Source organism: Methylophilus sp. 3sh_L, from assembly GCF_046766015.1.
Taxonomy (GTDB): domain Bacteria; phylum Pseudomonadota; class Gammaproteobacteria; order Burkholderiales; family Methylophilaceae; genus Methylophilus.
In genome coordinates this window covers 410811-432307 of sequence record NZ_JBKOUF010000001.1, presented here as the reverse complement: position 1 = coordinate 432307, position 21497 = coordinate 410811, and the positions used below count along the sequence as shown (strand labels likewise).

At 52.6% G+C, this 21497-nt stretch carries 16 protein-coding genes; 5 read left to right on the top strand and 11 right to left on the bottom strand.

Going from position 1 to position 21497, the window contains the following annotated elements:
• The first annotated feature begins 13 nt into the window (after positions 1–13).
• Positions 14–1387 (top strand): murein hydrolase activator EnvC family protein, encoded by a 1374-nt coding sequence (locus ACIDF8_RS02160; RefSeq protein WP_412008981.1) that lies wholly within the window; start codon positions 14–16, stop codon positions 1385–1387.
• Positions 1388–1393: 6 nt separating this feature from the next.
• Here the strand turns inward: ACIDF8_RS02160 and ACIDF8_RS02155 are convergent, their stop codons facing one another.
• The 5 genes from ACIDF8_RS02155 to ACIDF8_RS02135 form a co-directional block, all read right to left on the bottom strand.
• Complete coding sequence (locus ACIDF8_RS02155; protein WP_412008980.1) at positions 1394–1696, bottom strand: hypothetical protein; 303 nt, start codon at positions 1694–1696, stop codon at positions 1394–1396.
• 33 nt (positions 1697–1729) lie between these two features.
• Positions 1730–2149 carry a secondary thiamine-phosphate synthase enzyme YjbQ gene (locus ACIDF8_RS02150; RefSeq protein ID WP_412008979.1) on the bottom strand — a complete coding sequence of 140 codons (420 nt, stop codon included), beginning with the start codon at positions 2147–2149 and terminating at the stop codon, positions 1730–1732.
• A gap of 10 nt (positions 2150–2159) precedes the next feature.
• The gene (locus ACIDF8_RS02145) at positions 2160–2693 is read right to left on the bottom strand and encodes a hypothetical protein (protein WP_412008978.1); all 534 of its coding nucleotides are present in this window, start codon (positions 2691–2693) and stop codon (positions 2160–2162) included.
• Between the two features lie 99 nt (positions 2694–2792).
• A complete protein-coding gene (gene clpB / locus ACIDF8_RS02140; protein ID WP_412008977.1) occupies positions 2793–5375 on the bottom strand; it encodes an ATP-dependent chaperone ClpB in 2583 nt (860 codons plus the stop codon).
• A 118-nt stretch (positions 5376–5493) separates the two neighbouring features.
• Entirely contained in the window at positions 5494–6720 is a 1227-nt protein-coding gene (locus tag ACIDF8_RS02135; RefSeq protein WP_412008976.1) for a sialidase family protein, read from the bottom strand.
• 95 nt (positions 6721–6815) lie between these two features.
• Between ACIDF8_RS02135 and ACIDF8_RS02130 the strand changes: the two genes are divergently transcribed.
• Both ACIDF8_RS02130 and ACIDF8_RS02125 read left to right on the top strand, forming a co-directional pair.
• Positions 6816–9755: an EAL domain-containing protein gene (locus ACIDF8_RS02130; protein ID WP_412008975.1), complete on the top strand. Its 2940-nt coding sequence runs from the start codon at positions 6816–6818 to the stop codon at positions 9753–9755.
• Positions 9748–11025: an HD-GYP domain-containing protein gene (locus ACIDF8_RS02125; RefSeq protein ID WP_412008974.1), complete on the top strand. Its 1278-nt coding sequence runs from the start codon at positions 9748–9750 to the stop codon at positions 11023–11025. The genes ACIDF8_RS02130 and ACIDF8_RS02125 overlap by 8 nt, the downstream gene beginning before the upstream one ends.
• A gap of 38 nt (positions 11026–11063) precedes the next feature.
• Here the strand turns inward: ACIDF8_RS02125 and ACIDF8_RS02120 are convergent, their stop codons facing one another.
• The 6 genes from ACIDF8_RS02120 to ACIDF8_RS02095 form a co-directional block, all read right to left on the bottom strand.
• Positions 11064–13415 (bottom strand): TonB-dependent receptor, encoded by a 2352-nt coding sequence (locus ACIDF8_RS02120; protein ID WP_412008973.1) that lies wholly within the window; start codon positions 13413–13415, stop codon positions 11064–11066.
• 30 nt (positions 13416–13445) lie between these two features.
• On the bottom strand, positions 13446–15725 hold the full coding sequence (locus ACIDF8_RS02115) for a TonB-dependent receptor (protein ID WP_412008972.1): 2280 nt from the start codon (positions 15723–15725) through the stop codon (positions 13446–13448).
• 62 nt (positions 15726–15787) lie between these two features.
• A complete protein-coding gene (locus ACIDF8_RS02110; protein WP_412008971.1) occupies positions 15788–16507 on the bottom strand; it encodes a PEP-CTERM sorting domain-containing protein in 720 nt (239 codons plus the stop codon).
• Positions 16508–16569: 62 nt separating this feature from the next.
• Positions 16570–17319 (bottom strand): PEP-CTERM sorting domain-containing protein, encoded by a 750-nt coding sequence (locus ACIDF8_RS02105; protein WP_412008970.1) that lies wholly within the window; start codon positions 17317–17319, stop codon positions 16570–16572.
• Between the two features lie 77 nt (positions 17320–17396).
• Entirely contained in the window at positions 17397–17645 is a 249-nt protein-coding gene (locus ACIDF8_RS02100; RefSeq protein ID WP_412008969.1) for a helix-turn-helix domain-containing protein, read from the bottom strand.
• 64 nt (positions 17646–17709) lie between these two features.
• Positions 17710–18144: a DUF2946 domain-containing protein gene (locus ACIDF8_RS02095; RefSeq protein ID WP_412008968.1), complete on the bottom strand. Its 435-nt coding sequence runs from the start codon at positions 18142–18144 to the stop codon at positions 17710–17712.
• 63 nt (positions 18145–18207) lie between these two features.
• Here ACIDF8_RS02095 and ACIDF8_RS02090 point away from each other — a divergent pair, with 63 nt between their 5' ends.
• The gene (locus tag ACIDF8_RS02090; RefSeq protein ID WP_412008967.1) at positions 18208–19104 is read left to right on the top strand and encodes a DUF808 domain-containing protein; all 897 of its coding nucleotides are present in this window, start codon (positions 18208–18210) and stop codon (positions 19102–19104) included.
• A gap of 44 nt (positions 19105–19148) precedes the next feature.
• Positions 19149–21449 (top strand): putative bifunctional diguanylate cyclase/phosphodiesterase, encoded by a 2301-nt coding sequence (locus tag ACIDF8_RS02085; RefSeq protein WP_412008966.1) that lies wholly within the window; start codon positions 19149–19151, stop codon positions 21447–21449.
• Positions 21450–21497: the final 48 nt, after the last annotated feature.

The following is a 21497-nucleotide window of genomic DNA, read 5'->3' as shown; positions in this document are numbered from 1 at the left end:
GGGTCGGCGGGGCATGACTGAATCCATCATTCGCCGGCGTGCAACACCGGCAACCAGCGCCATGCTGGTTGCCGTCTGGCTGCTGCTTGCCAGCTTAGTCACGCCAGTAGAAGCGGCATCCACTGATAAAGCAGAAACAGCAAAAGGCGACCTGGAGCAGGTTAAGGAGAAAATCCAGCAACTCGCCAATGCGCTTAAAGCCTCGCACGCCGCCAAGCAAGATGCAAATGACGCACTCAAGGCTTCGGAGACCGCCATCAGTGCCTCGCGCAAAAAATTGCGCGAAATTCAAGATGCGCAACTGGAAAACCGCAGCAAACTGCAAGACCTGCAAAAGCAATTGTCCGGGCTGCAACGCCAGGTCAACCAGCAAAAACAATCCCTGAATGCGCAACTCAACCAGCAATACCGTCACGGCAACCATAGCCCGCTGCAAATGCTGTTACAACAGCAAGACCCTAACAATACGGCGCGCAATCTCAAGTATCTGGGCTACCTGACTGCGGCGCATCAGCAGCAGATTCAGTCCTTACAAAGCAACCAGGAAGCCATAGATCACGTCCGTGCGCAAACAAGCGAGCAGCTGCAAGAGACCGAGCGTCTGGCCAGCCAGTACAGCGATACCACACAGAAGCTCGAAAACGAGAAATCGCGGCGCAGTGAGGCATTAAAAGAGCTGTCCAAGCAAATCGAAACCCAGGAACAACAACTGGCGCGGCTGAAAAAAGACGAAGAAGCCTTGTCGCAACTGTTCCAGCGGTTGCTGGCGGAGGCCAAGAAGCGCGAGCAGGAAGCGTTGGCGAAAGCCAAGCGTGAAAAAGAAGCCGCGGCGAAAAAAGCCGCCGAACTGGCCCGCAAAAAGAAATCGGGGGGGCGCACGTTTGAGCATACGCCGCAAGCGACGGTCGATGACGCCGGCAGCGACACACAAAACAGCACCGTGATTGCCAAAAATGAAACCCTGCCTGAATACAACGCCAACAAGGAAAACTTTGCCCAGCTACGAGGCCGCTTACGCTTGCCAGTACGTGGTGACGTGATCAACCGGTTTGGCTCAGCACGCGCCGAGACCGGCGTCAGCTGGAAAGGCATTTTCATCCGTGCCAGAGAGGGTAGCGAGGTCAAATCCGTGGCGGGCGGGCAAGTGGTATTTGCAGACTGGATGCGCGGCTTTGGCAACCTGATTGTGATTGACCATGGCAACGGCTACATGAGCTTGTATGGTAATAACGAAGCCTTGTACAAATCCTCAGGCCAAAGCGTTAAAGCGGGAGATACGATTGCCGCAGTGGGCAATAGCGGCGGCAACGCTGAAAATGGGGTGTATTACGAGCTGCGCCGCAACAGTGTGCCGTTTGATCCGCTGCAATGGAGCAGCGTGCGTTAACTGATCCTAGTAATGCTCGACCGGGACCGCCGCTTCACGGATCTGCTGTCTGGCCTCTAGGTACAATTTGTCCAATTCCGCTTGCGACATCGTCAGCGATGAGTCCTGCGCTTGCTGTACGGCGGTATGCAGTAATGGCGTTTGCTGTAATCGCGGCTGGGCAACGCTGGCAGGCATCGCATCTGCGATTGGTGACACATCCCCAGCAGGCAGCGGCAGCGAGGTAGAAGTCTGGTCGGGGGCCTCTTCGCTACAAGCCACCACAAAAAAACTACAAGTCAGGGATACCATTAATTCAGAATAACGCACGTCTATACCAATACTTCAAAACAATTAAAAATCTTATTCGCCCATCACATGCATAAGGACACGCCTGCGCGCAGGCAGGTGTCTATGCTCAAACAAAAAAATCCCTTGCCATTGGCCAAGCGCAACGCGACCTTGCAGCACCGGGATAGACAAGCTGGTTTGCGTCAGCGCCGTGCGTACGTGGGCGGGCATGTCGTCCGGCCCTTCAACCGTATGGATGAACAGATCATCGCCGTCGGGCACCAGCCGGTTAAAAAAGGCTTCCAGATCGACTAGCACATCGCGGTCGTAATTTTCATTAATCAGCAAGCTGGCTGAAGTATGCTGGATATAGAGGGTAAGCAAGCCGGACTGGATGCCGGAGTGCTGCACCCACTGCAATACCTGCGGCGTGATGTCATACAACCGCCGGCCTTGGGCATTAATAGAAAGTGTTTCGTGCAATTGTCGCATTCATCATCCCTTACCAGTAACGCCAGCCGCCGCCCCAATAGGGCCTTGGCCCCCATGGACCATAAAAACCGGGGCCGCCATAAAAGCCAGGGCCATAAAACCACGGATCCATGCTACGCAATCTGGCGTAATCCCGTTCACGTTTTAATTTAGCCTCCGCCTCAGCGCGTGCTTTTTCGCGCTTGTTAATTTCATCGGCAATTGCATTTTGTTCGGCGAGGGCATTGGCCTGCTGCATGTAGTCCAGCACGCCTTTGGAAATGCCTTTTTGGTGCCAGGACACGACCTGTGAAGGCGTCAATGCGTAGCGGGACTGGGACTGCTTGATCGCATCAATAATCTCGGCATCGGTCTTGCCTTGCTTGGTCATCACAACAATCTCATCCAGCGTCAGGGTAGACTGCGGTGGCGGCACCAGCGCAGCCAATTGCTCGGGAGAGATACGGTCAATTTGCACCGGCTGGGGCGGCTGCGTCGCGCAGCCGGCCATCAAACCGAGCAATAAAATCATCAGGGACGAACGCCAAACTTGTGAGTCACGCATAGTTGCTCCATTTTACACGGGCCCCATAAAAAAGGGTCATACGAATATGACCCTTTGCCCGCAGGACAGGTTCAGACGGCTTGCAGCCACCTCAGCGCATCAGGCTTTACGGAACTGCATTCTTCCACCCTGAAAATCCACTTGTATCGTGTCTTTGGCCGCAAATTGCCCAGCCAGGATTTCACGTGCCAGCGGATTCTCAATTTCACTTTGTATCGCGCGTTTGAGTGGCCGGGCCCCATACACCGGGTCAAAACCGGCATTGGCAATTTCAGCCAGTGCCGCATCAGTGATGTCCAGCTGCATGTCCATGGCAGCCAGCCGTTTAGCCAGCAGTTGCAACTGGATATTGGCAATGGATTTCACATGCGCCTCGCCCAATGAGTGGAACACCACTACTTCGTCAATCCGGTTAATAAACTCTGGCCTGAAGTGCGTTTTCACCTCGCCCATGACCGCCAGTTTCACTACCTGGTAATCCTGGTCACTCATGCTCTGTATCATCTGGCTACCCAGGTTAGAAGTCATGATGATGACGGTATTCTTAAAGTCTACCGTGCGGCCCTGACCATCGGTCAAACGGCCATCATCCAGCACTTGCAGCAACACGTTAAAGACGTCCGGGTGTGCTTTTTCCACCTCATCCAGCAACACGACAGAATAAGGCTTGCGGCGGACCGCCTCGGTGAGCGTACCGCCTTCCTCATAGCCCACATAGCCTGGGGGCGCACCAATCAGGCGGGAGACAGAGTGTTTCTCCATAAACTCGCTCATGTCGATACGGACCAGATGCTCTTCGCTATCAAACAAAAAGTTAGCCAGTGCCTTGCACAACTCGGTTTTACCCACGCCAGTCGGCCCCAGGAACAGGAAACTGCCATAAGGCCGGTTAGGGTCACTCAAGCCACTGCGTGAGCGGCGAATCGCATCCGAAACCAGGCGTACCGCTTCGTCTTGCCCGACGACACGCTCATGCAGCCGGCCTTCCATATTCAGCAACTTTTCGCGCTCGCCGGTCATCATCTTGCTGACCGGGATTCCCGTCGCGCGGCTGACCACCTCAGCGATTTCATCGGCGCCTACTTCGGTGCGCAGCATTTTGTGTTTGACCGCACCATGGGCTTCTGCGGTCGAGGCCTGCTTCAATTGGGCTTCCAGCTGTGGCAATTTGCCATACTGTAACTCTGAGACCTGTTGCCAATCGCCTTTGCGCTTGGCCGCTTCCATCTCCAGTTTGACCTTTTCAATCGCCTCTTTCACGCCTGCCGAGCCTTGTACGGCGGCTTTTTCAGCTTTCCAGATTTCTTCCAGGTCGGCATACTCTTTTTCCAGCTTGCTGATTTCATCTTCAATCAGGCTAAACCGTTTCTGGCTGGCTTCATCTTTTTCGCGGCGCACCGCTTCACGCTCAATCTTGAGCTGAATCAGGCGGCGATCAAGTTTATCCATGACCTCTGGTTTGGAGTCGATTTCCATCTTGATGCGCGAGGCCGCCTCGTCGATCAAGTCGATGGCTTTATCCGGCAAGAAGCGGTCCGTAATATAGCGGTTGGAAAGCTCAGCCGCCGCCACAATCGCCGGGTCGGTAATCTCGACGCCATGGTGCAGCTCGTATTTCTCCTGCAAACCACGCAAGATGGCAATGGTCGCCTCGACACTGGGCTCGTCTACCAGCACCTTCTGGAAACGGCGCTCAAGCGCAGCATCTTTCTCAATATATTTACGGTATTCATCCAGCGTGGTCGCGCCCACACAGTGCAATTCGCCACGTGCCAGGGCGGGTTTGAGCATATTGCCGGCATCCATGGCGCCTTCAGACTTACCAGCGCCCACCATGGTATGGATTTCGTCGATAAATACGATGGTCTGGCCTTCGTCCTGGGCCAGCTCCTTGAGCACTGCTTTCAAGCGCTCTTCAAATTCGCCGCGGTATTTGGCCCCTGCCAACAGGGCGGCCATATCCAGGCTTAAAACTTTTTTGTTTTTGAGCGAATCAGGCACCTCGCCATTGACGATACGTTGCGCCAGGCCTTCGACAATGGCGGTTTTACCCACGCCAGGTTCGCCAATCAGCACCGGGTTGTTTTTAGTGCGGCGTTGCAACACCTGAATCGCACGACGGATTTCATCATCACGGCCAATGACCGGGTCCAGCTTGCCCGCACGCGCACGCTCGGTCAGGTCCAGCGTATATTTCTTGAGTGCTTCGCGTTGGCCTTCTGCCTCCTGGCTGTTGACGGATTCATTGCCACGCACCGCCTTAATCGCCTGCTCGAGTGCTTTTTGACTCAAGCCATGCTGCTTGAGTAATTGCCCGGTTTGACCTTTGTCTTCGGCCAAGGCCAGCAAGAACATCTCACTGGCAATGTAGCTGTCGCCACTCTTTTGCGCGAGCTTGTCTGTGACATTGAGCAGATTATTGAGGTCGCGCGACACGCTGACATCACCGCTGTTTTCACTGACTTTGGGCAGGTTGTCTATAGCCTGCTGCAAACTGGTTTTGAGCGGGTTCACTTGCACGCCAGCGCGTGATAACAAGGCAGAAACGCCACTGTCGTCCTGATTGAGCATGGCCAGCAACAAGTGTGGCGCCTCGATGGTGGGATGATCGGCACCCACGGCCATGCTCTGCGCATCGGCCAGTGCCTGTTGAAATTTGGTAGTGAGTTTATCAAAACGCATGGCAAACCCTTTCTTGATTTAAAGTATCGCCGCTGACTTGCGGCTGGATACCCATATAATGCGGCGGGTTTTTACGTTTTCAATAGAGCCAGATCAAATTGAACCGTTTTTGCTGCCGTCAGCGGTTAAACGGCAACACTTTCAACCCTTGATCAGCGGTGTTCACGGCGAGGGAGACTTGGCCTTGTAATGTCAGCCATTGCGGGTAATCCAGCTTGCCAGCACTATGCAACATGAGACTGGGCGTTCCCCAGGTGCGCCCGCCATCCTGAGAGGCCATGGCCAGAATATCCATCCCATTGGCATCGCGCTCTTGCCAGGCTAGCCAGACCTGATCGCCCTGGCTGAGCAGTGCGGGATGGCTGGCGTTACGTTTGAGGTCACCAATCCGCCTGGGCGGGGAAGTCACCCAGGCATGATCATCCATCCGCGCCAAGCGCAAGCCTGGTTTGTCGCCTGCACCGTCAAAATAAGCCAGATGGTAGCCAAAGCCCTCACCCACGGCAATCGCCGCCCCATGATGCGGGCAGCCATCAATTTTCCAGTGGCCATAACTGGCACGCACCAGTACCGGTTTGGCGGATGAGCCAATCTCGGCCATGGCGTGGTCGCGCTCACTCCCTTCAAACACATGCCGCCAGAGCACGGCCACCGTTCCATCTGGTTTGCTAGTCATGGCAATCCGGCAACATTCGCAACTGCTATCCGCCAGTTTTTGTTCCGGCGCAAACGTTTTGCCGTGATCCGTTGAAACCGCATAATAAATCGCGGCACCGTCATAAGGCTTGCCCGCCGCCTTGGCGGCCAGCAAATCGCGCTTGTCGACCCAGGCCACGGTAATGGTGCCATTGGCCGCAACCTGCAGGCTGTCAAACCGGTGGGTAATTTCATCGCGGTGCTGATGCACGATATATGGCGCCTCAAAGCTTTTACCGCCATCGACGGAGCGCGCAAACCAGACATAGCCCGCATAAGGTTTTTTCAGGGATTCGGTCCAGGTGACATATAAATGGCCATTGGGCGCAACCGCGATTTTAGGCCGGGCTTCGCCATCCGCAGCCACTTTCATCGCGACCTGATTCACCGCGGTCTCGCGGCCCAGCGGCTTGCCACTGGCATCCAGCGATGTCACCCACACCTGCCCTTGCCTGCTTTGAGCCAGCCAGATCCGGCCTGTGGCATCAGCGGCCACACTAATGGCCAGGCCGGGGGCTTCAGCATGTCCGTCATGCCCCTCATGTGCGTGTGCACAATCCAGCCATGCTGTCATCAGCAGAAACAGGCTCAAAAACACGTTTAAACTCAGCCTGTGCAGGCGACTTTTACCAATAAGATTGACGTTCATTAACACAAGTGAAACTCGCTAAAGTTTAGCGCCAATTGCGCCGTTAACCCACTTATCCGAACTAGATAACCGCCCGGAATCAAGCAGATTTAATTATGTTACCCACCGCTTTTGATCATCATAGCACAGCATGGTTGCAGCCATTTGCGGTCGCCATGCCAGAGTTGGCTATGCTGGCCATCAATCGCCGGGCAAAATGCCTGGCGGCAAATGCACAAGCCTTGACGCTACTTGCGCCAGAGGAAGAAACCTTGCCCAAAGAGGTGCGCCAGCAGCTCACCGAAGCCATACAACAAGGCAACACCGAGCTTAAAATCAGCCTCACCCTGAAGGGGCGCAAGCGCAACTTCACCTGCAGACTGTTTTACCCGCAACACAGCCGTGGGGCAGTCGGCCTCCTGCTCGAAGAGGAAGAGCGGACCTTAACTGATCAATTACTGCATATGCAATCGATTGTGCATTCATTGATAGATATGAGCCCAGACCTCATTAGCATCAAGGACAGTGACAACCGCTGGATGGTGGCCAACCAGCAAATGCTCAACACGTTCCAGATCGACAGTTTTGACTTTGAGTTCCTGAATAACCGTCAAATTGCAGACACCCTGCATCCGGTATTCCGCAATAGCTTTGAACATCACGAAAAATCAGACCAGCAGGTCTGGCAAACCCGCCAGCCTTATCACAATGAAGAGCTGGTGCATTTGCCACAAGGCGGGCACAAAACCCTGGAAGTACATAAAGTCGCGTATTACGACCGTAATGACGAGCCCAGTCACCTGATCACGGTGGCACGCGATGTCAGTGAACAAAAATTTATTGAAACCCAGCTCAACAACCGTAGCGCGGTGCTGGATACCTTGATCTCATGCGACTGGATGTTGCACTCGACTGACCGCTGGCAAAGTGTGGCAGAAAACGTGCTGCAACAATGCTGCCTGTCCTTCCGTTTTAGCCGGGCAACCTTGCTGCAACATGAAACCACTCATAGCCGCAATAAGACCGACATCCGTTCCAAAGCCCTGTTCCACTGGGCGATGAACGGTTTTCACGCCACCTACGAGCACTGGGAAAAAGTCTCTTTCTTATCGCCAGAGCTGCAGCGCTGGTATGCCCTGCTCGCTAAAGGGCAACCGGTGATGTGCGAGGCACTCAACTTGCCAGAAGCGGAACGTGCACTGCTCAAGTCTCATGACACGGTGAACCTGGTGATCGTGCCGCTCATGCTGGACGACCACTGGTGGGGCTCCATGGTAATTGAGCGCTGCTTTGACGCAGAACCCACCAGCTCACAAGAGCTGGGCTCCCTGATGGCCATCGGCCGCACCTTAAGCGTCGCCATCAACCGTGAACAGACCGGCAAGCATCTCAAGTTGGCAAAAATCGCGTTTGACAGCACCACCGAAGGCATCATGATTGTGAACCCGGCCGGCGAGCTGGTAGGGATCAACCAGGGCTATACCTTGATCACCGGCTACACGGAAGAAGAGGTCCTGGGCAGCAAGCCGCAAATCTTCAAGCAGCGTCCACGCGGCTTGTTTGGCGCGCTCAAACGCCATGGCAAATGGTCTGGTGAAATTGAGAATGTGCGCAAAAATGGTGAAAGCTATACCGAGTGGATGACCATTACGGCCGTGCGTAACCATGCCAATGCCATCACCAACTATGTAGGGGTGTTTGCGGACATCTCTGAAATGAAGCGTTCGCAGCGGCAATTGAACTCGCTGGTCAATCATGACCCGCTGACCGGCCTGCCTAACCGCCGCCTGATCAATCACCTGTTTGCACATGCGATTCAGCGCTCTGGCCGCAATGAACAACAGGCAGCGATCCTGTTTATCGACCTGGACCGCTTTAAAAACATCAATGACAGCCTCGGCCATTATGCAGGTGACCAACTCTTGTTGAGCGTAACTGACCGTTTGCGTAACGCGGTGCGGGAGTCTGACATTGTTGGCCGCCTCGGCGGGGACGAATTCATCATCATGCTCGAGAACCTGCGCAGCAAAGCCGATGCCGCGCAAAAAGCGCACGACATTCTGGAAGCATTACGGCGTGAATTCAATATTGATCATCACCAGATTTTTATCAGTGGCAGCATTGGTATCTCGATGTACCCTCAGGATGGCCAGGACGTCGAGAGCCTGATCAAGGCTGCCGACCTGGCCATGTACCAGGTCAAAAATAATGGTAAAAATCATGTGGCCTTTTACGATGTTGCGCTCAGCCGCGATGCCGTAGAGCACTTTCAACTGGAAACCGAGTTGCGGCAGGCACTCAATAAAAACCAGCTCAATATGTTCTACCAGGCGCAGATTGACCTCAACACCGGCATGATTATTGGGGCTGAGGCCCTGATCCGATGGATGCATCCGACGCAAGGCATTATCTCGCCAGCCAAATTTATCCCGCTGGCAGAAGAAACCGGCTTGATTCTGAGCATAGGCGAATGGGCGCTCGCCCAGGCAGTACGGCAAGCGCACGCCTGGCATCAGCAGCACCCGGAGTTCAAGAAAATTGCGATCAACGTCTCTGGCGTGCAAATCATGAAAAGCAAGTTTGCCGATACGGTCTATGGCATCCTGATGGAAAGTGAATGTGATCCTTCCATCATTGAACTCGAAATCACCGAAAGCACCTTAATGCAGCACACGCAACACGTGATCGATACCTTTAATCAACTCAAGCTGTTGGGAATCAGCATTGCGATTGATGATTTTGGTACCGGCTATTCTTCGCTGTCACACTTGAAACGGTTGCCGCTAGACCAGATCAAGATAGACCGCAGCTTTGTCAAAGACCTGCCAGATGACAAAGATGATGCCGCCATTACCAGCGCGATTTACGCCATGGCCACCCAGTTGGGATTTACTGTGGTGGCGGAAGGGGTAGAAACCGAAGCGCAGGAGAAATTCTTACAGCGACTGGGGTGCCAGACAGCGCAAGGCTATCTGTACGCCTATCCGGTCAATGCGGACGATTTTGTAAAACTGTTAACATTAAACAATCAAAGAAAAATAAAACGCCATGCATAATCAAGCCTCCGACACTTACTACATTAGCCCAGACCAACTGCAAGTGGGGTTGTATATCCACCTTGATCTCGGTTGGATGGATCATCCATTCTCGGTCAGCAATTTCAAGATCACTGAAAGTGCGCAAATTGACACGATTAAATCGCTAGGGCTCAAGCAATTGCGCTATGACCCGCGACGGAGCAGCAGCGCACCGCTGAAGAAAAATGCCAATGTGGTGGAGTTTCTGGTCAAGAAAGCCTTATTCCCGGAAGAGGAAACCACCAAGGAAACCGCACCGCTCAATGCTGCACAAAAGAAACAGCAAGTGCTCAAGCAGGTCATCAATGAGAGTGAACAAAAGTTCATGCGCACCAGTGCCGAGGTCAAAAATATTCAGAAGCTCTCTACCGAGCATCCCGACCAGGCTTATGGGCTGGCGCAGACCCTGGTACAGGATCTGGTCAGCAGTACCTTGACCGAAGGCGATATTGCGATTCATGCCATGAGCGGTCACCGCGTCGGCGATCAGCATTATCAGCATGAGCTGAATACTTTGGTCGCCAGCATGATTCTGGCAAAAAATCTGAATATTAGTGATGAAGATGCGGTTGTGTTAGGGATGGCAGCCATTCTGCACGACATCGGCAAACGGCAGATCAGCGACAAGATCCTGTTGAAAAAAGAACCGCTGACCTTGCAGGAAACCGGGATTTATAAAACGCACGTCGCCTTAGGCTTGAACATGCTCAAAGAGGTGGCCGTACCGAAAAAAATCATGACGCTGATTGCCCAGCACCATGAATTTGCCGATGGCAGCGGTTACCCCAAAGGTCTGCGGGCAGAACAGATTGACCCGTTGTCACATATCTTGATCATCGCCAACGTGTATGACAACCTGTGCAACCCGGCAAACCCGGCCCTGGCCAAAACTCCCTATGAGGCCTTGAGCATGATGTTTGCACAGCAACGTCATCAGTTCGACCAGACCATTTTGCGGCGTTTTATCAAGTGTCTAGGCATTTATCCGCCAGGCAGCGTGGTACGCATGTCTGACCAGCAACTGGCGACGGTATTGTCAACCAACCCGCAACAACCGTTGCGTCCGTTCGTGCAGATTCTGGAAGATGACCCGGAGACAGAAGGCGAGACTATCGACCTCAGGGAGGCACTGGATATTAATATTATCCAATGCCTCAAGCCAGAGCAGCTGCCCGAGATTTTACAAAAGAGAATGCGGCTTAAACAGCGGACCAGTTATTTTCTGGACAAGGTTTACGCCAGCGCCTGAATATCGTTTGGGATGACCCGCACGATGCCTTGTGTGGGTCAATAATCAAACTTCACTTGCACATACCCCGTCCGTTGCGGGTAGGGATGCCGGACGTAGGCCTGATCATTGTTTAAGTTATCGATGCCGACACTGGCCGTCCAGCGCTTACTCATGTGGTAGTTAGCCTTAACATCGACAAAGAAGAATTTACTGGCTGCGATGTAGGTATCATCATTCACATCACTGTTATCCAGCAGGTTGTATTGGCGGCCGCTATACCTGGCACTCACACTGTAAGTGATCTGGTTGCCTTGATGATAAGTCGTCACCAATTTGAACATTTCGCGTGGAATCCGCGGTGCCTTGTTGCCTTGAATACTGGGGTCTACACGATTACGCACAATTTCTGCGTCAGTAAACGTGGCACTGCCCAGAATATCCAGGCCATGGATCCAGACATCCTGCCATTCCGTGGATAATTCTATCCCACGGGTCCTGATATGATCTAAATTCTGGATAAAGGAACAGCCCCCTGCACCCGCCGTACACACGCCAGTACCATATGGAATCGCACGGCCATTGGCGATGGTCTGCGAGATCAAGGCATCATATTTTTCTTCATTAAATACGCTGGCGCGAATCAGCCCACTGGCAAATCTTCGTTCGGCAGTGATTTCAGCTGACAACACCTCCTCCGGTTTGAGATTGGGGTTGTTCTGAACAATTTGACTGCTTTGGGTGACTTGCTGGTACAGCTCACTCACCGTCGGAAAACGGAATGCCTGTCCAAATGACGCACGGAATCCCCACTCAGGTACGGGTTCGAAACTCAATGAGACCTTGGGTGAAAACCGGTTTGCCTCAGCCGTCGCATAACTCGCAGTAGATAACACTCCGCTAGTCACCGCCTGATTGCGGCCATCCATGGCTTGCCAGCGCTCAGCGCGGCCGCCTACAGTGAGCGACCATTGCGGGTGAAATTGCCATTTATCCTGAATAAACAACGCTTGCGTACGCGTACTGCCACGCGAGCTACTATTCAGGTTACCTTTATTAGCCACTTGCCAGTCTGCCGTATCAAAGGTAGTGCTGCTAAGATCATACTCATCAATATGATAGCCCACATCGACAATATGACGTCCCCAGCCAGCCTCTGCCGGCCTGAAGGTGGCACGTGCATCAAACGTCGTCCAACCCGTGCCTGACATATCTGTGACGCGGCCGGTACGGGTAATATAAGGGTTACCGGCAGCAAGTGTCGTGGTCGAGGTCGTAAGATTTGACTGGCTGTTATTGTCCTGCTGATAGTCATAATCAGAAAACGTCAGTTGCCAGTCAAAAAACCCTTTGCTATCCGATTTCAGGTCTATGGCCTGCATAACATGAGTTGCATCAGCTTTTGACGGATTAAACCCGTTCAAATCGTAGCGCAGGCCATTGAGCCGGACGCGGTTGTTGTAAACCGTGTTGCCGCTGGCATCCTTGAGGTAAGACTGCACATCCGTGTGACTGTTTAAATGCCAAAGCCCCAGCGTATAGGTCGCTTTGACAGTATCCGTCACATCGTATGCGGCCTTGAATCTCAGGTTCGTTTGCTCCGGCCGCTCCATACTTACGGCACCAAATACATTACGCGGCAAATTTTTATCATTTTTATCTATCGAAGCCCCGGTGACGGCTACGCCTCCGGCAGCACTGCCACCAGCACTCAAATCGCGGACGACAAAGTCCATGGGCTGACCTTCATTCTTCAAATAATCAGCACTCAGCGATAAGCTCAGATCATTCCATTTGTCGCCCAGCGAGGCAGAAAGGTGCTGGCCTTCAAGATTCAGTGTTGAATGGTATAAATCAAAATTCTGGCGGAAATACTGCACATTGGTATGCGCCTCCAGCTTGGTAGGCATCCTGGTTTTTACACTGACCACGCCGCCAAAAGAGTTACCGGCAAACATGGCAGAAAAAGGGCCATACATCATGCTAATCTGCTCAATTTCATCCGGACTAATCATGCCCCAGCGCGGCGGGAAGGCAAACGAGTTTCCAAGCAAATTGGACAGCAACACACCATCTGCGTACAGCATGGTTTGCGCACTTGAAAGTGTCCCCACGGTCCGCCCGGCAATAATGCCATTTCTATCGCCAATATAGCGCTCCCGGATTTGCAAACTGGGCAAAAACTTCATCGACTGCGCAGCCGTGGTGGCATTCACGCTGTCCTGAATCTGTTTTTTGTTAAAGCTTTCTACCGTGGCAGGATAATCCACAATCCGGCTATCCACCGTCCCGGACACCTCGACATCATCCAGCTCGACCAGATTATGATCGGCATACACTGGCATGGATGCCACCCCCAACACCAGGCTGGCACCCCAGCAAACGCTGTTTGGCAAACGCAACTGCATCATGACTTCTTCCCTGATTTTTTAAGTAGTTGGTTAATAAAACACATTAAAGGCCACATTAACTGACCGCCCCATGCCGGGCACATTCATCCCGTAATAGGCCGCGCCCCCCGTCGTCATGGAGTTGCCCTCAGCCACATATGCCCCGCCCAGGGGCAATAAATAAAATTTGTTGAACAGGTTTTCGACAGAAAAATCGAGGCGCGCATGCTGCCACTCATAGCTGCTACGCAAATGAAAGATCGTATATCCAGGCGTATTTACTTCGTTTCTGACTTCTGAGACACGTACTTTCTCTGCCACGCTTTGCAGTTCAAAACGATTGGTCCACTTACCCAATTGATGCTGAACGCCAGCTTTCAGATTAAGCGGCATCATGTGATAAAGGTGCCCGCCAGTGGTCTCATTATTGCCGCGCACGTAACTAATTACGCCTGTCGCTGAAAAGTTGCCCACACTGGCCCATCGTCCAAACTGATAGCTGCCGGACAAATCCGCCCCGTATAACAGCGCATCTACGTTCTCATACTGCAACAAGACATAGCAATTGGTGGTGGTGACGTTAGTACCATTACAGCCACTTCCGGCAGAAGTGTTGCGTTGCAGGCGTTTAGCATCAATATAATTGTCAACATAAGTGGCATAAGCCGTCGTTTTCAACGACCACTTTTCATGATTGGCATCATGCCAATCTGCGGCAATGCTCAAGGTATAGGCGAGCTCAGGTTTTAAATCGGGATTACCCACATAACCATTGCCATCCCCAGCAAAGTTATTCATCAAGGCAGCCATGCTATTGGTTGACCATGCATAGCGTTCGTATAAATTGGGAGAGCGATTCTTGCGGGCGAAACCAACTTCATAAGCCTGGTTGGCGTCAGGGCGATATTTCAACAGCGCTGTTAAATCATATTGCTGCACCTGAGTGTTGCGATTGCCATTATTCAGTTTGGCAGCATCCACGCTATAGGTGGTGTTGTACCCTTGCACCGGATCAACAGATGAGCGGACACTGTCTGTGCGTAGCCCGAACAAGGACACCCATGCTGGATCCCATATCGCCTCCCATTCGCCATAGACACCCAGACGGTCTCTTTTGCCATTACGTATGTTCTGGAAAGTGTTGGGCCCCATATTGAAACCATCAATAGGCGTCCACCAATCATCTAGGCGGTAATTCTGGAAATCCATCCCAAGTCGCAGCGTGTCACGCGCATTCAGTAGCAAAGTAGTCTTGATGCTGCCGCCATCAGTGCGTGCGTCGCTTAGCATCGGCATATACATGCCAAACGCGCGGCTGCGTAACATATCCATGGCGTGTCTGGTGTCTTGATGAAAATAGCGCATCTCAAGCTCGCCCCAATCGTATGTCCCCAGATAGTGGATGTTGACGTTTTTATTCACGTTTGCAGGCTTGTGCGTTAACAGGCTGGAACCATTATTCGGATCGAACTCGCTGGAGACCATGTCCATACGCTGATTGGGAAACCCCTCCCAATCTATGCTTTGCCGACCCCACTTCAATTCAAACAGGTGTTTGTCATCCACGTTCCACGCCATGCCCAACGCTTGATTATGCGATCGGCGGAAAGCAGAGCTCGCCACCTCTTTTTCGCCCACCCGATCTTCAGTCGGAGTCGTTTTCAGAATTGGTTTTTTGAAATTGCCTGCTGCCTGGTAATTATTCGCATCAGCATAAGTTTCTGTATAGGCCAGGCTAAACTGACGGGTTGCCGCACCCACGGCCACATTGGCCCCTCTTGCCGCTCCATTGCTCCGGTAAAACGTCCCCAATTGCCCAAAGCTGGTATAAGCTTGATCGTCATTCGCAAAGTGCGGGCGTGCTGAATCCACTTGTATGGTGCTGCCGATACTATCGCCACCCACGCTGACTGGGGCAACGCCTGTATAGACCTGAATGCTGCCCACTTGCGCCGGATTGATAAACGACAACGCCGGATTCATGTGATTAGGGCATGCACTCATCAAATCCATGCCATCCACTTGCGTACGGTTACGGTCATCTGCAAACCCATGTATGGTTGGTAGACTTGAAATGCCGCCAGCACTAAAACTACTGGCGCCAGGAATCTCTTCCAGCAATTGAGCGGTGTCAGTCGTGTTAACACTCTTTTGCCGGATCGCTTGCAAAGGGATGTTATCGCCCTTGAAATGAATCCCGCCTAGCGACTCTTCCTGATCAACTTGTACGGCTGGTAATTGCAAGCTTTTTTCGCTTTTCTCGGCACTCTGGCCAGCGTAACCAAGCATGGGCGAGATGAGCAAAGCCGTGAACAATCTAAATAATTTCATGGTTTCTTCAGTCAAGCATGGCAAATGCGCATGCATTTGCCATGTCCTAACACTCGCCCTAGTTATACTTGCTCACGGCGGCGGCGCGCCATCATGCCGGTCATGACCAGGCCCAAACTCAACATTGCATAGCTGCTTGCCTCAGGCACCGGGACAGTTACCATGCTGATCACCTGACTGACGGGATAACCACTCATGGTCCCCACCGAGCCATATCCAGCCGCTGAGGTCCCAGTCATGCAAACAGCGCCCATCATGCCGCCAGGCGCACAGTCGGCATAAGCCAGTTTGTTGATTTGAGCCTGTGTCAGTGCAGTCAACGGGCTGTCAGGCACAAAGATCAGGGCGTAAGCGTTTCCTGGATTGTTTGCCGGACGCGGATAGCCGTAATAAACTCCGCCGATATCCACACCCGCCTGCGGGCTCCAGCCATCCCCACCAGCCAGGGTTGAGAAGGTATTCGTGTTACTGTTTTTAAAGGTGGCAGCAAAAGTACCGCCTAATGCAGCGTCGTACCAAGAAACCAACTGGTAATCCAGATTTAACCAGGTCATATTGGAGGCATCTGTACCAGTCATAGACTCGCTCAATTTACCCGCCAGACCGGTAATCGTTTTTGTTGCTGAATCGTAACTAAACGACCCTTCAAAAATAGAATTTTTTGGCTGGGTGTCTGGCTCAAACCAGGTGGTGGTCACGTTGTAAGTAGATACCGCAGCAAATGCTGGGCTGGTTGCCAAGGTCAGGGCAGTGATTGCCAATGTTTTTTTCAATGCGTTCATTATCTTCTCCTATCATGTTGGTGAGGGCGTTCAGCACGCTCACCAACGATTCATGTGGTGGGTTATTTGCTACTACGGCGCACTTGCCAGCCGATCAATGCCAGACCTGCCAGCACCAAGGCCATGTTTTCCGGCTCGGGGACGGCAGTGACATTGAGTGAGGCGGTATAGCCAAAAGTGGTCGCCAGCTGGTTTGCGGCGTTGTTACCACCGATCATGATGGTGTAATCGCCTGCGCCCAGCAGAAACTTGCCGGTGACCACATCAGTCGCGGTTGTGGCAGAGCCTTTGTAGATAAAACTGCTCAACTCACTGTCGATACCAATCGCATCGCCATCACCGCCCATTTTCCAGTTACCCAGTGCGTTCCAGCTACCATCGGTGTCGGTATACGACTTGTTGGAGCCCAGGTTGGCTTGCGCCCAGCTGTAGCGCCAGACGATAGAAGCGTTGGCACTATCGTAATCGGCGCTGGTTTGCGTGCCAGGGAAAACACCGCCCGTTCTGATGGCGGCTAATCCAGAGTAAATCGAGAAGGCAGGCAATAAATCGGCAGAGGCCGCATTCACGGTGAAATCCACCCAGGCATTGTTTTGCAGAGTGAAGCGGAAAGCGCGGCCGATATGGCTATCGCCCAGGTTGCCGTCAGCGGCGCCCGCCCATCCATAGTTGGTGTTGACGGTGGTGGTGATGCTATTGCTGGCATTGACCAGGCCAGAGAATGTGCCAAAGTCACGTCCGGTATAACTTAAATGCGCCCACGCAGGTTGTGTGAGTCCCAGCAAGGCCAGGGCCAAGAAGGTTTTTTTCATAGACTTTTCCTCAGAAATATTTTTTGTAAACGGCATGCGCCCTACTGGTTAGTCACCAGCAGGGAAAACATCACGCATCAGGCGGCAAACACTTGCCTGGCATCCGTTTCGGGTTGCCAGCGGATGAGCGCGCTGATGTCACAAGCGAAATAGGTGCAAAGTTTGCCCAGATGCTCGGTGCATGCGTTGTAAGAAGGATTTTTGACCATGCGGTGCAAAGTCATGCGGCTGATGCCGGTAGACTCAGCGATTTCTTTGAGGGTGATGTGGCGTTTCCACTCCACCTGTTTGGCAAATATCATTGCCTGAAGGTTGATGACGATCATGTCATGACTCCATTTGTACCTGCATGGCAGGCATACCCATAAACCGTCCAGAAAACAGACGGTGCTAGATTGAGTTTGGAGTCAGTGGGGGTGCGCGCGTGGGGTGCGCGGTGGGGAAAACACTGGCAACAACCGGGGCTTGATAATCGCTTAAAGCAATCTCAGCCTGGGCTTGTTGAAACAGAATGTATGCCGGGTTATAGCCTGGCAACATCACATCATCCATCGCCATATGGCAGAACGGACAATGATTGAGATGATGCCCCAGCGAAACTGGCTTTTGTGCAGGCTGGTAGTCAATCAAGGTGGCGCGTAACTTTCCTTGCGTGGTGATTACCTGAATCACCAGCTTGCTGCCTTGTGAGGAACACACTTCCTGAATAAAACTTTTGCCTGATTGCATGGGAAACGCGAGGCTTAACGTCGGCACGAGCGCAGCCAGCATGATTGCCATCAAGGCCATGCGTGCCATCCAACGTTGAAATTTGCGCGTTACCATGCCGCCATTTTAACGGCAATCCTTTAAAATAAACAACCACTTCTGATTGATACAGGACAAACCATGGCCACTCCTAGCCTGCTGGCACTGCTTGATGACATCACCACCATGCTGGATGATGTCTCCGTGATGAGCCAACTTGCAGCCAAAAAAACCGCGGGCGTGCTGGGTGACGACCTTGCGCTCAATGCGCAGCAAGTCACCGGAATTGCTGCCAAGAGAGAGCTGCCAGTGGTATGGGCAGTGGCGCGCGGATCATTGCTGAATAAACTGGTGCTGGTGCCTGCCGCGCTGTTGATCAGTGCATTTTTACCTTGGCTGATCACCCCCTTGCTGATGTTGGGTGGGGCGTTTTTATGCTTTGAAGGCTTTGAGAAAGTCTGGCACAAACTGCGCCACGACAAGCACTCAGACAGCAGTGAACAAGTAATCCACGCCGCCATGCAGCAACCGGAGACTGACCTGGTCGCCCTAGAGCAGGAAAAAATCAAAGGGGCAGTGCGTACAGACTTTATTCTGTCCGCCGAAATTATTGTGATTGCCTTGGGCGTTGTCGCCGATGCCGCCATCACGCAACGCATTCTGGTACTCTCCCTGATTGCTGTGGTCATGACGTTGGGGGTGTATGGCCTCGTCGCTTTGATCGTCAAAATGGATGATATCGGCTTATGGCTGATGCAACGAAGCGGCAATCATTTTATGGCCTCTGCCGCACGCAAAACCGGCTGGGGCTTAGTGCAAACCGTCCCATCCCTGATGCGTTTACTCAGCATCGTCGGCACCGCGGCCATGTTTCTGGTCGGCGGCGGTATCCTCGTCCATGGCATCCACCCATTGCATGCTTTGATTGAGCAATTCCCACAGTGGATGCTGCTGTGGAACGCACTTACCGGACTGTTGGCAGGTGCCATCTGCTACACATTAATCCATATCGCGATGATATTTAGAAAGAAACACTAGTTTTTTTCTAAGCCCTTGTTAGAATTACTTAAAAAGGGGGCTTCATGATACTTTCGCGTAAAGTTGTAGTGGTTGCTTTATCGGTTTCCGTTGCTTGCCTGCTCGGCTCTTTGCAGGCAACACCCGCACAAATGTTATGGCTGGATAACGTGCACTGGTTTGTGACCAATGCTTCGTGCCTGATGCTGGCCTTATTGGGATACTACCGGACAAATGCCTCACAGCGCCCCTGTAAACGCTGGTTTGTCTTTGGCGCACTGGCCTACTTCACGGGTGGCGTGCTGTGGATATTTGAAGTACTGACCAAACAAACCGCCTTCCCTGCCCAGTCCGATATTTTTTACCCGCTGATGGGGATCTTCCTGATCATTGGGTTTATCACCGCCTTACGTAGCCAGCTTTCTGCCGCCAAAACCTGGGCCTTTTCGATTGATACCATTTCGTTCAGTATCGCCGTCCTCAGCTACATTTTAATTCTATATTTGCCGCAATCTGCCGAAGTCAGCCCGCTACAGTTGGCCGTACTCAGTGCTTATCCTGCCAGCTTGCTCAGTGCTGCACTGGTCTCCTTGCTGCTGATCCCCTACCTGCGGCCCGCATGGATGATGCCTTGGCTCATGCTCAGCGCTGGCCTGACCTTGCTGGGCGCGTGCTGGATGCAATGGAACCTGAACGCACTCAACCATGTGCCGCAAACTAACCTCTGGACCAATTATGGTTTTTCAGTGGCAGATCTATTAATTGGCACCGGGCTTTATGGCTGGCAAGTCAGGATTGCCAAGCGAGTGTCGTATCACCGGCAATGCAGACGCGTTCGCGGCTGGATTCCTGCCATTACCTTTGTTTTTAGCATGTGTACACTGGCGCTCATCTGGTGGCAAAGCGGCCCGCACCCTTATGCCTATTACATTGCCATTGGTTCGGTCATGATGATCCTGGTGTTCTCGGCCCTACGGCAAAGTATCTTGCTGCGTGAGAGTGAAAAACTGCTACTCGCCGAAAACCTGCTGGCCGAAAAAGAGCGTCAGTTCCAGCAGCTCTCACGCAACGACCCGCTCACGCGGCTCCCCAACCGGCTGGCCATACACACCCTGCTAGAACACGCCATCATCACAGCGGCCGATGCCAGCGACACCGTCGCCCTGCTCATGATTGATTTAAAGCATTTTCAAAGCATCAACGACAGTTTCGGCCACCATACCGGCGACTTGTATTTACTGGAAATCGCCCAGCGCCTGCAATATATCACGCACGAATCTGGCGAATTAGGCCGCGTGCATGGCGATAAATTTGCCCTGATTACCACGCGCAAAACCGATGCTGAATTGGTCCATCTGGCGAATAACTTATGCAAAATTGTGCATAAGCCGGTGCTGATTGAAGGTCACGAATTGATCCTGGATGCCTATATCGGCATCAGCCTGTTTCCCCGAGATGCCGAGGATGCCGAACATCTGGCACGTAATGCCAACACCGCACTCGCGCATGCCAAACACGGCACCCAACATCCGTATCTGTTTTATTGCAAAGAGCATACCCGGCTGGCGCAAAACCGTTTCAAGCTGGATGTGCAATTGCGCAAAGCCATCAAAAAACAAGAATTCTTTTTACAGTTTCAACCGATTTTCAGCCTGGGCAAACAACAGCCACGTATTGCCAATATTGAAGCCCTGATCCGTTGGAAAACCAGCAAGGGCGACATCGTGTCACCGGCCGAATTTATCCCTTATGCAGAGCAATCTGGCCTGATTTTGCCTATGGGGGAATGGATTATTGCCGAGGCGTTCAAGCACTGGGCCAAACTGCTTAAAGACAGCGGTCATGAGATCGGGCTATCGATTAACATCTCCCCGCGCCAGTTCCGTGACCATAGCCTGCCCTTGCGCATTGCCGGGCAACTGCAACGCTACAACCTGCCTGCCGCCCTGCTCACCCTAGAAATCACAGAAAGCGCCGTCTTTGAACATGAAGAGCAAGCGCTGGAGACCTTAAAACAATTCAAAGCCTTGGGTGTACGCATCTCGCTTGATGATTTTGGTGTGGGCAACTCGTCATTGTTTAAACTCAAACACCTGCCGCTGGATGAGCTCAAAATTGACCGTGCCTTTATGATTGATGTGCCGGAAAGCAGCGCAGACAGCGAAATTGTCAGCACCATTATCAAAACCGCTGGCATTCTGGGCTTGTCGGTCGTGGTAGAAGGGATTGAAACCGAAGCGCAACTGGAGTTTTTGCGTAAAATCGGCTGCGACTGCATCCAGGGCTTTTTGCTCGGCCGACCAATGGGCATTGCAGATATTTATCCACTACTGGCCGCGGCCAAAACACAACCGCTCAGTGCTTAAACTTGACGATTGCACACGAACAAACCAGGACATCTTTAAGACCGGCTC